This window comes from Altericista sp. CCNU0014 (assembly GCF_044923475.1).
Lineage (GTDB): Bacteria > Cyanobacteriota > Cyanobacteriia > Thermosynechococcales > Thermosynechococcaceae > JAAURS01.
The window spans coordinates 5,639,005-5,653,586 of the sequence record NZ_CP137338.1 but is presented as its reverse complement, the minus strand read 5'-3'; the positions used below and the strand labels follow the sequence as shown (position 1 = coordinate 5,653,586).

Annotated in this window: 10 protein-coding genes and 1 pseudogene; 6 read left to right on the top strand and 5 right to left on the bottom strand. The window is 53.8% G+C overall.

Annotated features, from left to right (window positions below):
* Positions 1-46: 46 nt before the first annotated feature.
* Positions 47-505, bottom strand: a complete 459-nt coding sequence (locus R6H26_RS26840) for an ATP-binding protein (protein ID WP_404787006.1) — start codon at positions 503-505, stop codon at positions 47-49.
* Between the two features lie 409 nt (positions 506-914).
* Here R6H26_RS26840 and R6H26_RS26835 point away from each other — a divergent pair, with 409 nt between their 5' ends.
* Positions 915-2,039 carry a PP2C family protein-serine/threonine phosphatase gene (locus tag R6H26_RS26835; RefSeq protein ID WP_404787005.1) on the top strand — a complete coding sequence of 375 codons (1,125 nt, stop codon included), beginning with the start codon at positions 915-917 and terminating at the stop codon, positions 2,037-2,039.
* Here the strand turns inward: R6H26_RS26835 and R6H26_RS26830 are convergent.
* Positions 2,036-2,368 (bottom strand): STAS domain-containing protein, encoded by a 333-nt coding sequence (locus R6H26_RS26830; RefSeq protein ID WP_404787003.1) that lies wholly within the window; start codon positions 2,366-2,368, stop codon positions 2,036-2,038. The genes R6H26_RS26835 and R6H26_RS26830 overlap by 4 nt on opposite strands.
* A 282-nt stretch (positions 2,369-2,650) precedes the next feature.
* Here R6H26_RS26830 and R6H26_RS26825 point away from each other — a divergent pair, with 282 nt between their 5' ends.
* From R6H26_RS26825 to R6H26_RS26805, 5 genes and pseudogenes are all read left to right on the top strand, one after another.
* A complete protein-coding gene (locus R6H26_RS26825; protein ID WP_404787001.1) occupies positions 2,651-3,538 on the top strand; it encodes a phosphatidate cytidylyltransferase in 888 nt (295 codons plus the stop codon).
* Positions 3,539-3,675: 137 nt separating this feature from the next.
* Entirely contained in the window at positions 3,676-3,999 is a 324-nt protein-coding gene (locus tag R6H26_RS26820; protein ID WP_404786999.1) for a DUF760 domain-containing protein, read from the top strand.
* Positions 4,000-4,197: 198 nt separating this feature from the next.
* A pseudogene (locus R6H26_RS26815) lies at positions 4,198-4,257 on the top strand (hypothetical protein); the annotation flags it as partial.
* 3 nt (positions 4,258-4,260) lie between these two features.
* Positions 4,261-4,701, top strand: a complete 441-nt coding sequence (locus R6H26_RS26810) for a S1C family serine protease (RefSeq protein ID WP_404786998.1) — start codon at positions 4,261-4,263, stop codon at positions 4,699-4,701.
* 93 nt (positions 4,702-4,794) lie between these two features.
* The gene (locus R6H26_RS26805) at positions 4,795-5,664 is read left to right on the top strand and encodes an SGNH/GDSL hydrolase family protein (RefSeq protein ID WP_404786997.1); all 870 of its coding nucleotides are present in this window, start codon (positions 4,795-4,797) and stop codon (positions 5,662-5,664) included.
* Positions 5,665-5,727: 63 nt separating this feature from the next.
* On the opposite strand, the gene R6H26_RS26800 is transcribed toward R6H26_RS26805, so the two are convergent.
* The 3 genes from R6H26_RS26800 to R6H26_RS26790 all read right to left on the bottom strand — a co-directional run bounded on the left by R6H26_RS26800 (position 5,728) and on the right by R6H26_RS26790 (position 14,546).
* Positions 5,728-7,305, bottom strand: coding sequence for a metallophosphoesterase family protein (locus R6H26_RS26800; RefSeq protein ID WP_404786996.1), 1,578 nt, complete (start codon positions 7,303-7,305; stop codon positions 5,728-5,730).
* A 291-nt stretch (positions 7,306-7,596) separates the two neighbouring features.
* Entirely contained in the window at positions 7,597-14,232 is a 6,636-nt protein-coding gene (locus tag R6H26_RS26795) for a choice-of-anchor I family protein (protein WP_404786995.1), read from the bottom strand.
* 167 nt (positions 14,233-14,399) lie between these two features.
* Positions 14,400-14,546: a hypothetical protein gene (locus tag R6H26_RS26790; protein ID WP_404786994.1), complete on the bottom strand. Its 147-nt coding sequence runs from the start codon at positions 14,544-14,546 to the stop codon at positions 14,400-14,402.
* Positions 14,547-14,582 lie beyond the last annotated feature (36 nt).

The window sequence follows — 14,582 nt, the reverse complement described above, 5'->3', positions numbered from 1 at the left end:
GATGGATTCAGCAAAAGCGCTTGCATTCTCTTCCACGAAGCAATGGTCAGTTTGGGATCGAGTTCGATCGGGGAGAGCGGCGTTTGATCAGGGACAGACAGTTGCGGGTGTCATCGACGCGCCTGTAGTCTAGTTCGCTTGCAATTTTTTGGAGCAGCAGCAGTCCTCTGCCAGAGATAGATTCATCTGTTACGGATGCCTTGTATCGCTCGATTTGCTCCATCAGGCTAAAGGGGGGGCCGCAATCCCAAATGCGCATCTCGACATGGTTTGGATAAAAATGGAGGTCGATCTCGACGAGCGTTTGGGCGGGCAAAGAGTGGTGGGCGTGTCTGACCGCATTAGTAAACCCTTCCGCTAGCGCAATTTGACATTGCATCCAATCTTCAGCGTTTACAGATTCTTGGGTCAAGTCTTGAAACCACTCCAGAACCTTAGACAATTCATTGAGGTCGGTATCGACGTGAATGCACTTGGTTTCTAGCACGGATTGGGTACTTTTCATCACTACCTTTAGTTGGCCTGAGCGCGGTGTAAGCTCCCGTGCGCGATTCATAAGTCTGTATACTGCTGTTATAAAGGGATGTTCTGGTGCGATTGCTGCAAATGAGTAAATTTTTAACTTTACCGTTTGAGCCAAAGCATCAGAGGGCTTACGAGCTGGTAATCTATTTTACCCAGGGGGAAAGGAATATTTTCTATGGCAATAGAAGGCTGAAACAGGACTGAAGTTTGGGCGAGACGTCAAAGGGTCCTATGACCGCTGGGGAACGTGGTTTTTGATATTTAAGCTCGAATTTGGCAGGTTGGCTTAAGAATGGGAGCAAACTAATGAGAGCAATCTAACGCATTAGTTTAGAAAAACCTTGATTTAATGCTTTTTGTTCTCGTGGCGGCATCAGTTAAATAGAGATATGTACTCAATTCTCATTGTTGATGACGACCCAGTCACCAAACTAATGCTCAGGCGCATTCTGGAGCAGCAAGGCTATACCGTAGATACGGCACAGGACGGGCAAGAGGGCATTCAGAAGGCCATCGCGATGCAGCCCGCACTCATGATCTGCGACTGGCTGATGCCGATTACTGATGGACTAGAGGTCTGTCGCTTTGTGAAAAGCAACGCAAAGCTCTGCACGACGTTTTTTGTGCTGCTCACGTCGCGGGTCGACTTGGAGGATCGCATTGAGGGGCTGAATGCAGGGGCGGATGAGTTTCTTGCAAAGCCCATCGATATGAACGAGCTAAAGGCGCGGATACGGGCTGGCCTGAGGCTGCATCAGCTCAATCAGGATCTCCAGGCCCAAAAACAGGTGCTAGAAGCCGAGCTGGCCGAAGCCGCTAGCTACGTGCGCTCTATTTTGCCCGCGCCGATGCAAGCGCCTTTACAAATTGAGTCGCTCTTTTTACCGTCTCGCCAGTTGGGCGGAGATTGCTTCGACTATTTTTGGCTCAATTCGGACATGCTCGCAATCTATGTATTAGATGTTTCGGGGCATGGTTTGGGTGCGGCGCTGCCGTCGGTCTCGATTTTGAATTTGCTGCGATCGCAGTCTCTCTCTGGCGTCAATTACGACGAACCGGCAGAAGTCTTAGCGGCCCTCAACCGGGGGTTTCAGATGTCTCAACATGGCGATAAATACTTCACCATGTGGTACGGCGTCTACCATCGCCCGACCCAAGTTCTAAAATTTGCCAGTGCCGGACACCCGCCAGCGCTGCTGTGGTCTCACAGCAATCGAGGACAAGAACTCAAAACCCAAGGTTTTCCAATCGGTTTATTTCCCGATGCGATCTATTGCAGCAAAACCTGCACCATTCCGCCCCAAAGTACTTTGTATCTGTTCAGCGATGGCGTTTATGAAGTTCACCAGCCTGACGGCGAAATTTGGGGACTCCGATCGTTACAGTTACTGCTGCAAGGGAATCCTAGCTATCACAAACTAACCTTGCCCGAATTGATGCAGCGCATTCAAAGCGGTGCAAAGTGTGAAGGATTTTTAGATGACTTTTCTTTAGTAAAAGTGAAATTTCCCTAAATAGTTTTAGCGCCTAAAACTTGCTGTTCGAACTCCGCACGATCTGCAAAAACGTGAAAAATTCTACGCGTATCGGTCAAATCGAATAACATGCCAATTTGTTTGTTAATGGCGCAGATATAGAGCTTCTTCTCGGCAGCACGAATCATCTTTAAGGCCACGATCATCGCGCCCAAACCGGAACTGTCCATAAATCCCAGATCGCGGCAGTCCGCCAGAATCGCATCCGCACCGCTATCCAGCGCCTGACGAATTTCGCTATGAAAGGCACTTGCTTTTGTTCCGTCAAATACCCCCGACAACTCCACTATGGAAACATTTAAACTCATGTTATCTGCAAAGTAAAAAATCAAAAGATGTCTACTCTTCCATTGTAAGATGGAGTGCGGACAAAGCATAGCGATCTGCGTTACCGCGTACCTCCGGCAAGGACGCCAAATCTTGCTTTAATCGCTAATTTTAGGGCGAAAACGGCAGTAGATCCGAGCAGTGTTGCGATTGAGCCGCACGTTCTCCGTGGCAAGGTCTGAGTCTGCAGTGGTCATGCTGCGTGGTTTGCAGCAGCGTGCGGGGATTTGATTTCAGTTTTTAGACGGCCTTAGTGTGTCGGTATGCCTTGGTTGCGGATCGTCAGTGGAGTTGTTGCTATTACCCTTGCGCTTGCGGTGACAGTGCTGGGGGGATGGTACTTCACGGCTGGTTTTTGCATCTTAGTCTATTTAGGCCAAACTGAGTATTTTGACTTAGTAAAGGCAAAGGGGATCGCGCCTGCGAGGAAGACGACGCTGGCGGTCAGTCAGGTCATGCTGATTTTGTCGGCGGCTTCGGTGTATCTCGACAATCCGAGGCTGGCGGATGCGGTTTTGCCCATTGCTGCTACGCTGATTTGCTTTTATCCAATTTTTTTGCCGAAGCTTTCGACGATCGCCGGAATTGCCAGTTCGGTTTTGGGGCTGCTTTATGCGGGGTATCTGCCCAGTTACTGGATTCGACTCAGGCTGCTAGAAAGCACTCAAGCCAGTTTGCCGTTAGGCGGCTATTGGCCTCAAGAGTGGCCGAGGATAGCGGACGTTCCGATGGGACTGAGCGCGACGCTGCTGGCATTTTTTTGCATCTGGGCAGCGGATATTGGAGCTTATACCATTGGGAGGTTGTTTGGCAGGACGAGGCTGTCCGAAATCAGTCCTAAGAAGACGGTGGAGGGGGCAATGTTTGGGGTGATGGGCAGCGTGGGGGTGGCGATCGCCGGAGCTGGCGCGCTGCACTGGCCGTTCTGGGTTTTGAGCGGTGCCATTTTAGGGTTGCTGATTGGGGTCACAAGTCTGCTGGGCGACTTAACGGAGTCGATGATGAAGCGAGATGCTGGGGTGAAGGATTCGGGGCAATTGATTCCAGGACACGGCGGCATTTTAGACCGTGCCGATAGCTACGTGTTTACGGCTCCGCTGGTGTATTTTTACGTGACGCTGCTGCTGCCGCTGTTGAAGGTGCTGCAATAGCGTCGGACGGCACATCAGAGAGAACTCGAGGTAAGGCTAACCGTCTGTTCGGTTCGGTTCCGCTCACTGTCGAGTTTTTGTCGTATTTCGCTACCTTTATATTACTGAAGTAGAACCCTCCCCCATAGGAGACCTCTATGAACGATTCAACGCCTCAAACCCTCGGTTCTTTTAATAACCCTTTCGGCACAGACAATCCTCTGGCGCAGTACATCCAATCCCTTCCCCAAGACGCGCTCGTGCAGATGCACCAACCTGCTATGGATGCGGCTAAACTCATGGAAGGTAACTTAATGGGATTGCTCGGCACGTTGCCAAGCCAGCACTTTGACGTAGCAGTGACCACCAGCCGGGAAAGCTTAGGACAACTCATGGCTTCTGCAATGGTCTATGGATATTTCCTGCATACCGCAGAACAACGGATGGCCCTAGAAAGCGCGCTCCCTCAGTCGCAATCGTAAGGCCAGTCAAACGGTCGCTATTCGATGATTCCTTTGACCGCTACCGCGCTCGCACCCCCAGACCCGTATCTATAACCTGTCCCGATCGTCGGCAATCCCTACTCGTCCGTTGCGGGGCATCATTATGTTTTCACTCCTATCGAACGATAATTCAGACCGCTTTTCCAACGGCTTTGCAAACCCTTCCGCCGATGATGAATTGCTCGATGCCTTGTCATCCAAACCGACGCGGCGCTCAATCCGGGCAATTCTGGCGGTCCCTTGGTCAATAGTCGCGGCGAGGCCATTGGGGTCAATACGGCGATCGTTCAAGCCGCCCAAGGCATTAGCTTTGCAATCCCCATCAATACGGCCCGGTGGGTCATTCCCGAACTGATGCGATCGGGACGAGTCCGCCGGGGGAGAATCGGGGTTGCGGGCCAAACGGTTCCGCTGCCTCATACTTTAGTGCGCCAGCACGGGTTGAGTCGAGATCGAGGCGTATTGGTTCTGTGGCTGGAGCCGAACAGTCCCGCACAGATCGCCAATCTAAAACCTCGCGATGTTCTGGTAGAGCTTGCAGGGCAGCCCCTATCAACCGTAGACGATTTGCATAGAAACCTTACTGCTGAGCGCATCGGCCAACCCTTGCCTGTAAAGTTGCTGCGTCGCGGAGAGCTGCTAGAGATCTCAATCGTTCCTCTGGAGTCGTCCTATGATTGAGTTGCGGGCCTTAGGGGCGCAGGTTAAATGTTCTAGCTTGCCTGCCCCAAGCCTGCCGCAGGGGTTAGGGTGAAGGGAAGAAGTCGTTTGAAAATGAAAAAACGAATTGTTTTCATCATTCTTTTCCTCCTCACGCTGTTTCTAACGCTTATGGCCGTAGCGGTATTTTCTCCCAAACAAGCCCCCTCCATTCGCAAACTTTATGTATTTGGGGATAGCCTTTCCGATACGGGAACTGTTTTTCGTTCGACCTACGGACTCTATCCGTCTAACCCACCTTACTTTCAGGGCCGTTTCTCGAACGGACGGGTTTGGGTCGAATATCTGGCTGAAGACCTCGGCGTGAAACAGGTCGGCAATTTTGCTTGGGGTGGTGCGACGACCGGGGACGATGCCACGGTGCTCGTGCCGGGATTGTTATCTCAGGTCCAGACATTTACACAGCAACACTCTACAGCAACTGCAGATGAGTTGTATATCCTGTGGGCCGGTGCCAATGATTACTTGCAAGGGACAAACAACAGCGCTCTTCCAGTGGCAAATATTACGAAGGCAATTGAGGCCCTCGCCCGCATTGGCGCGACTCGCATCCTAGTCGCCAATTTACCTGACTTAGGCCAATTGCCTGCAACGCAAGGCAGCGACCGATCGCGGGAACTCAGTCAATTGACCCAAGCGCACAATACGGGTCTGCGGCGATCGCTGAAGGTACTAACGCAGCAGAATCCCGAGCTGCAAGTAATGACGCTGGATGCAAATTTACTCTACCAACAAGCCGTTGCCAATCCTCAGAAATTTGGCCTCAACCAAGTAACCCGCGCTTGCTTGACCGGATCGGATCCCTGCCGCAATCCCGAGCGGTTTTTGTTTTGGGATAACATCCATCCGACGACAGCAGGCCATCGCATCTTGGCAGATACGACTGTTACCGCCCTAAAGACGCAGCTACTCTTCCCCCGTTAGGGTTATCGAGCAGAAATAAAGCATCGAGAGTCTTTCCGAAGAGGTAGCGATAATCTCCCCCAATCAAATCGCAAAGGACGGATGCTCGTAGCGGTGCCACTTTCCCCGGTAGCGCTCTGCAATGAGAGGGCGAACTGTGAATTGAGGAGGAGCGCCCTCTCGAACGTCAATACGCAGGCACGAATAGGGACGTCTTTTATGGGAACCCTTGCCGTTGCGACCGATAAATAGCTGTGAAGAAGCAACCGCACGCGATTCGGTTGCTTCTTCGTCGGGAAACGTTTCTAGAAGTTGTGGCCCTTCTAGGCGCTGTCGGCGCAAGCTAAAGCCGCTGCCGCCACAAATAATCCAAGGAATGTGAGAATCTGCATGGCCGGTGTCTAGCGTTTTCAGATGCTCTAAGCAATGGGCGTGCCCGTTCAGCACCAAATCGACTAGAGGCCGTCCGCAGGTAAGGGGTCCTACGACTCGAGCCACTTCATCTAAGGTGCGACGCAAATGCTGGCGTACCGTTAAGGTTTGCGCTTGGTGCCATTTGGTCGATTCCGTGACGTAGGGCGGGTGATGGAAATAAAGCACCCGACCGCGCACCGCTGGCGTATTCCAAGAGGCAATTAATCGCTGCTTCAGCCAGTCTAGTTGCTCTACATCTGCCGTGGGAACCACATGGGCAGCGAGCTGCTTTTTAATATCCGCTAACACTTCGTCCGTTTGAGACAGCTTGGTCTGGAGGTCGTCCAGTTGTTCCACTTCGTAGGGATTATTGGGATCGAGATGGGAGGCAGTTTCGAGAAATTGCTGCTTTTCTCGCTCTAGCCGATCGCGCTGCTGTTCTAGCAAACGTCGTCTGGCATCGCCTTGATGGGTTTTAGGCAATGGAATCGGGTCGTTGAAAGTACACGAATCTAGGGCAAAAAAATCGATGCCGCCTTGACGAAAGCTGTAGTAGCGATTGGGTAAGCGGGTGAAAGTACCAGGTTCGTAACGCAGACAGCGATCGCCGTTCTCTGTTTTAGCGGTGTAGTGTCGGTCGAGATGGCGTCTCAGTTCGACAGGGGACTTGAACGCCTTGAGATAGTCTAAAAATGCGCGCGCGTAAGCGTCTCCTCGATCGGAACCGCGCCAGCCGAGATCGAAATCTATCTTTGACTCGAGGACGGAACGCAACGGTAAAGTCGTCGCCGCCAGCAAGCCGAACCAAAGCGGTAGATCGTAGTAGTCGTGGTTGCCCAGTACGGGAAAGAAAGGCTGCTGAAAAACCATCTCGCGGTAGGAAATTTTCTCGTAGCGATCGCCGCCCGCTAGAAGCTCCCGGTAGGGTTCGATGAAATTTTTTGGATAGTACTCGCTCGACCCCGTCAAATAAACCACGTCGCCCGTATGAAGCGTGAACCGACAGTCTGGTTGATGGGGCAGCATCAGCTCGGCCACTTCGCGCTGGGGGTGATGGTCGAGGTGGGGTCCCGAGCCGCTATCGCCAATGACTAAAAATGAAAAATTCGGTTCGTCCGCCCGGCCATCTGCGATGACCAGTTGGGTTTGATCGATGCCACATTCCGCCACGAGCGGATCTTGCCAGCGAACGCGCTGCTTCATCTTACGGATTTTATCCGCGATCGCCGGATCGGATATAAATTGCAATGTTCCTCACTCCCACATTCTCGAAACTCAACCTTTCCTGACAGCCAATCCGAACGAGTCAATCGGCACTCTAGCGATCGCAAAATCCAAGAGTAAGGCAGCTTACCTGGGAGACGATCCGACAGCACGCGCAGTCAAGCTATAAGCTGAAGCCCCCAGTTGCTGAGTCTTCTTTTCTTCTTAGCGCAGTCACCCTGAAAAAGCTAGGAGATTGAGGGAGGGATCTGGGTTGTAAACCTTAGGGGGCAAGTCCTACAGGCTTGATAGATAGCGAACGTGGCAGGTAGAGTCTTAGGCAATACCGATAAAGTTATTCGAGTCGCTCAAGGATGCAGCCGTTACATCGTCTACAAAGATAAATGGAGTGCCCGGTCGCCGTCCTTGCGATCCATCAATGTCTAGCAGTACGGTCACGCCGTTTCTGGTAGAGCGGAAGCTAATATAGCCCTCATCAATGGGATTGGTTGTGGAAATCCCCAACTGCACGAACAGCTCTGTAAACACGATGCGATCTCGACCGACTTCAAAATCCGTGATGCGATCGCCTGAGTCTGTGACGGCTTGGTAAACAAACCGATCTTCGCCTCCGCCTCCTGTCAGCTTGTCCGGCCCTCTAAAGCCAGTAATGAGGTCATTGTCAGCGCCACCGACGAGTATATCCCGCCGCCTGGTTCCATTGATAATGTTGAAAGTAGGAGGTGCGGGCAGTACCGTATCCTCGCGGAAAGCTAGGTTTTGAATGCGTTCGTCGAGGGCGGGGGCGGTATCCGCTGACGTGTAAGGCTTAGACGGATCGGGGAAATTGACCGCCAAGTATTCTGCTAAAGCATCCTGCTCGGAGCCAAAATTGGCAAAGGCGGCGCGTCCAAACTGGAGGGGTTCGCTCGCGGGAGCATCCAGAATCCCATTTTGATTGAGATCTTCGGATGCATCTAGGCTGCCATTTGCGTTCGCGTCTTCTCCGAGCAAATCGACTCGATTGAAGCGCGCGGGATTGGCTACCAAAAATTCTGGAAACGGATAGCCATCCCCACCATTTGCTAGAAAGTTGAGGGTGACGATGCGGAAGGTGCGATCGGGATTGCCCGATACATTCCCGTCTCGAACCACTTCTTCGAGGACGGTTCCGCTGTCATCCACGACTGCTAAGGACAGCACCCGATCGTTGGCGGGGCGGGTGGCGTCAAAGCTAAATTTAAGCCCCCCAATTTGTCCGAACTGACCCGGCGTCGCGCCAGGAGCCGTTCCGGCAACGCTATGCTCGATCGTTTGAAGGAGTTGCGTTGCGGTCAGGGTGACGAGGGTGAGACCGTTATTGAACCGCAGGGAGTTGGTAATATCCAGTTGGGAGATATCGCCTTCTTCTTTGTTGGCCAGGGGATTCGCTTGGGGGGGAAGCTTGAGCAGATCCGCAGGGTCTGTCGATCCGGGCGGGAAGGTCGTAAACCCTATATTGTCTCGGATGCCGCCGCCGTTTTTGATGGAGATCGTCACCGTCGGATCGACGGCTTTGGCGATGCCTAAGTTTGCATCGGCGCTGAGGTTCCCGAAATTGGTTTCCTGGGTGCGCACGTCGGTACGAGAGCCGTTGAGAAACACGTCTGTGTGACCGAAGATCGCGCCATCCTGTTCGGCTACGACCGTTTTGAGCCGATCGACAATCGTTTGAACTTCTGGATCGACCAAGGCTTCGGCACCTAAGGCCGCAACCCCTGCCGTATCGGTCGCGTAAGCGCCGCTAACGGTTGCGTCATAACTGGCTGGCACGATATTGCCGCTGGCATCGAATTCGATCGCCAGACGACCGACATACTTGTAGTTGCCGTCAGTGTTGACGACAGCGATCGCCTTGCCGTCCTTATCCGTCGTGAAGAAGGGGTAGTCGCCCTGCTTGGTGTCTCCGGCTCTCAGAACATCGTTGTCATCCAGCAGTCGAGTATTCGATCCACCTGCGACAATAATGTCTACATTGCTGAGCCGAGTTGCCAACCGTTGCTCGATGGAAATTTGCTGCATGTGAGCCAGCAAGATGACCTTATCGATATCGGGATTGGCCGCTAACAGCGCATCGACATCCGCCTGAATGACGGCAGCAAGGGCATCCAGCTCGGCATCGGTAGGGTTGCTGCCAAAGGGGCTAGGCGCGATGCCTACGCTACCAGGGCTAGAAATCGAACGAAGCGTGGGCGTCGTCGCCCCTACAACCCCAATGCGTTCTCCGTTGACCGTCACCACGGAACTGGCTGCAATTTTGCCTGGAATGGTGCTGGCTTCCTGGCCGTCTGCCGTCACGAGGGGGGCGAGATTGGCATCCGTCGTAAAGTCGAGGTTGCCGCTGAGATAGGGGAAGGCCGCACCGGGATAGGCGGGGAAGGTACCGCTGGCTGGAGCGGGCTTGAGAAGGTTGGCCACCAAACTGGTTCCGAAGTCGAATTCGTGGTTGCCAAAGGCGATCGCTTGGACCTCTAGCTCGTTTTGAATCAGGATATCGGCTCGGCCTTGACCGCCAAAGGCTTGTTGGCTGGCATTCAAGAACGCACCAGGGATGTAAGCATCCCCAGAAGAAAGCACCAGGGTATTGTCTGGCAAACCATCATCGCCCAGGTCTTGGTTTTTGAGTGCCGCTAGCACCGCTGAGAAGCGCGGCGCATCGTCTAAGGCAGGGATTCCAGCTTCTTGGTCTGCAAAGTGGAGCAGTTCCAATACGAAAGGGTCAGGCTCCGCTGGTTCGATGGTGAGACTGGCTAGGAGGGGGTCGTGATCGGAAGCAGTCTGGCTGGTTTCGGCAAATTCCGTATTGACGTGGACGATATCCAATGCAGCGGCGGTCGCTAAGTTATTGCTCACCAGAATGTGGTCGAGGGATTGGGAGTTCCCGTCAAAGATAAAACTATAGCGCTCGTTCTCTGGGAGGGTCTCGACCAGATTGGTCAGGACGGGCGCGCTGCCACCCTTCAAGATACTGAGGGGAGAAATAAATTCAAATTCGTTCAGATCCCCTAAAACCGCAACCTTAGCGTCTGCATCGCCAGCCAGCAGCCCATCGACGTAGGTTTTGACCGCTTGCGCTTGGGCCTGCCGTTGGTCCAGGGAGCCGTTAATGGCAGGATTCTCTTGCCCGTTTCCATTGGCTTCATCGCCGACGGAAGGTTGGTTGACCCCAAAGAGCGGGCTGCTACCGCCTTTAGATGAAAAGTGGTTGTTGACCAACGTGACTTCTTCGCCATTGAAGGTAAAGGTGGCAACTAAGGGCAGGCGGCTGCCGTCAAAGGCCGGGTCGGCAATCGTTTGCACGGAACCTGGGACTAAATCGACGCGGCTGTCGTCGTAGAGGAAAGCGGTGCGGATGTTGCCACCGGGCTGACCGCCGCTGGTGTTGTTGGTAATGAAGGTGTTGTCGATAAATTTGTAGGTCGGCCCGCCCGCTGCGGCAATTTCATCGACGAGCAACTGGAGGGTCGCATCCGCGCCAATCGTCCCGTCATCGGTACTGCCACTGCTATCCTGAATTTCTTGGAGTCCGATGATATCCGGGCTGCCGAGATTGCTGACGATTTGCTGGGCGATCGCCTTAAACCGACCGTTCGCCACATCCAGATCGCCATCACCATCGTTGGGGTCGAGGTTGAGGGCGTTATAGGATGCGAACGCGAGTTTGTTCTCATCTTTCGCGAGGGTCGCGACCTCGGGCTGAAGTCCGGCGGATTGAATATTACCCGTAAAATCCTGGGTGGGAATGACTTCAAAGTTGCCGAAGTTGTAGCTTACCACCCCCGTAACATCCCCCAGCTTGTCCCCGACGTTAACGCTGGGAAATGCAAAGTCGAGGACGCCCGTATCTTCATCGATTTGGAGGCGTTCTGGATTGAAGTCATCGGGTGAAATATTCAGGGTGCCGCGATCGCTCAAACCCGTGGCCCCGGTCCCGTTATCCGTAACGGTGTAGATTTCGCCAAAGGAGTTGGTGGCGCTGACGGCGACTGTATCTTTGAGCGTGACGCGCATTCCTTCTAAGGATTCTAGGAAGTCAATGCCATCGTTGGCAGGATCGAAGGCATTCAGAGGGTCGTCGTCGATGACTTGGTTGGGTGGAATCCGCCCGCCCGCGCCAATAATTTCCGCGCTGGGGAGCGGGTTGCCGCTGGAAAGGACGGTCACGGTCGGGCTGACAATTTGAGTAATGGAGAGATTGCCCGTACTGGCACCCCCCGGCGTAAACTCGCTGACGGTACCGCTGACGGCAACCTTATCTCCAATGGCAACGGTGGGTGCTGCGTTGGTAAAGACGAAAATAGCCTCGGAGGTACCGGGGTCGGTATCTGGGTTTGGATCTTGAAGGTAGAAGCCCCGACCGCCGTTGGTATCGATGGCAGTGACAATCCCCGTCACCCCAGCAACCGCCTGACCGACGAGGGGAGAAAGATGTCCTTTCCCCTGAATGTCGCTGATGCGAACGGGCGGGTCGATCTCAAAAATCGCGACCGTATTGCTGACCTCACTGGCCGTCACGAGCAGCGGTTTCCCCGTGGGGCTATCTGCCGCAGCAATAAAGGTTAACCCTTCAACCGAGGAATCCTCTGGCGTATTGATGTACTGCACGAACGCGGGGTTGCGGGGGTCGGTGACTTCATAAACGATGACATCGCCCACACGCTCTAGGCCGATAAAGGCGTAGGTGCGGTTGTTGATGACCCCTACGACCACACCCTCCGGCTCCGGCCCTTTGTTATCGCTGCGACTGTCGAAGCTCACCGCGCTCCCGTCGGAATTAAAGAGCGTTGGTGCTTTAGCTGCTGTAATTTGTTCGAGGCGATCGCCGCTGTCGTAGACGAGTTGACCGCTCTGGTCCCAAATGGAGAAGGAGCGCGCGCCAAAGGCTTCAATGCGATCGAAGTCGCCATCTCCATCCGTATCGCCCGTGGCGTTGGTGAGCTGTAAGCGTCCTAAGTTCGCGTTGTCTTTCAAAGTTGCGGCATTCGGGAAAACAGTCGGATCTAAAACATACCCCGTTGCGCCCACGCGGATTTCTTCGCTAAATCCCGCATAGCCTCTAGAATCGCCCTCATTAGCGGTGATGTAGTAGGTTTGACCGTCGATGGCGAAGCTGGCGATGGCATCGGGCTGATACAGCCCAAAAACGGGCCAGTTGCGAATGTTGATGCTACTGTCGCGATCGCTGGCATCCAATCCATTCCCCGGCAGGCTGTGGTCTTTGACGCCGAGGGGCAAAATAGATTCGACCGTAGCCGTGCCAATGTCTACAACGGCAAGCGCGTTGTTTTCCTGGAGCGTCACTAACGCTTTGGTGCCATCGCCCGAGAACGTGATGTATTCCGGCTCTAGATCTTGCGCGACGGTTGCACCCGGCCCAAAAATGCGGACTCCGGCGGCGCGGAGCGCGTCGATCTGGCCGTTAAACGACCCAAAAGAAGCTTCTCGAACGGTGGGACTGGCGAACCCGCCTGACAAATCGATAATGCTCACCGAACCTTCGGGGTCGATCGTATAGGCATTATTCGGTTGGGCTTCGTTCGCGCTCAAAACCTTCGTGCCGTCCGGCGAAAAAGCTATCATGTCCGGCAAAAAGCCCACCGTTGCCTTCCCTAGAAATTCGCCCGTGGCAGCGCGAAAGAACTGGACCTCGCCTGGATTCTCAACCGCAGTAGCAGGGTCTGTAATGGCAATGGCGACGGCCACAATCCCTTCGCTGGGGGTGCCTGCTTTGCCGACGGCAACGCTATTGGGAAGGAGAGTAAAGCCTGGGGGAACCGCACTGGTATCGAAGGCTAAGTCGCCAATTTTGGTTGGGGTGGCGGCATTCGCAACGTTTAGAATCTCGACGACCGTGCCCGCCACGACAAAAAGGCGATCGCTGCCCGAATCGAAGGCAGGAATTTCGGCTCCGGTAGCGCTGGCGTAACCGCCAATTTTAGTGAGGAAACTCGCGTTGTTGTTCGCGATCGCGATCGGTTGGGCGATCGTGCTGCCCAAGGAAATCCCCGCTGAGGGCGCGCTGAGGGTGAGGGTTGCCGTTTCTAGAGCTTCGACGATCGCGTCGTCAGCCACGGTGAAGGTGACGGAACCCGCAGTTTGCCCGTTTGGGATCGTAATGGTATTGCTGCTGAGGAAAAAATCGCCGGGGGTGATGCCCGTCCCCGATACCGCCAAGCTGACGGTCTGATTGCCGATGACGGCACTAGACGCCGTTGCAGTGACGGTAATTTGGGTTGTATCGGCCTCCGAGCCGGAATTGCGGCTGACGGATAAATTGACCGCAGGGGTTGGGGGCGGCGGGACAGAACCCGCAGTAAAGGCGTCGGCGCTAAAGGGAACGTCCGGTGCGGTTCCGTCGATACTTTGGTCGCCCGTGCCATCTTGGGTAATCCAATTACTCGGATTGTTGATGAGGGGAAGGTAGGCGCTGAGACTTGCTTCTGTGCTGCGAGCGCCATTGTAAGCGGCCAGATCGATACTTGTCGTAAATTCAATGGCATTGATGCCTGCTGTCAGGCCCGTGTCGGTCAAGGCACCGTTTGCAGGAGTGAATCCGCTATTGGCGATCGCTGCAAGAAAAGTCGCAGGCGTACCTGGCGTTCCCTGATAGGCATAAATCACTTCATTGCTGGCGGCAATTCCTAGATTCGCGCCCCGTCCCGACACTGGAGCGACAGCCGTTCCCGTACTGGCTGAAATGGGACCCGTTCCAATGCCATCGATCTGAACGACCGTCCCAGCGGGCACTAGAGCAGTGGCAGTCCAACTGAACGCACTTTCATTGGCATCGACAAAGGCGGTTCCGTTCCACTCATTGTCCTCGAAAATAATGACTTCGCCAGCGCTAATATCCGTGAGTGCTACAAATGCGATATTGTCCCGTCCATCTGCATTGAACCCCACAAAAGCAATACTTCCTGCTGCGATCGCCATTCAAATTCTCCTTAAAAACGGTTACTCAGTCGCGTCCAAATCATTTAATGAACCCCCGCACGTTTAATTTGCATCCAAAAAAATCAGGAACGGCGTCAGAAAATTCAGAACGCCATTGCCAAATATTTCAAGGGAACGCAAAAGGTTAAAAGTTGACAGAAACAATCCTATTTCATGAGGCGATCGCGCTCCAGTGCCACGCTTTTACTGAAGAGAATCGCCTCATCTTTCCAAGCCAAAAGCCAGGTTTTATGCTTTTGCAAGATATCCAATTGCACAATGCCATCAGGCCGGAAAGTCAACCACAAAGACAAGAGAGTCGGCGCCTTAAGATCGGTCAGAAAATAATA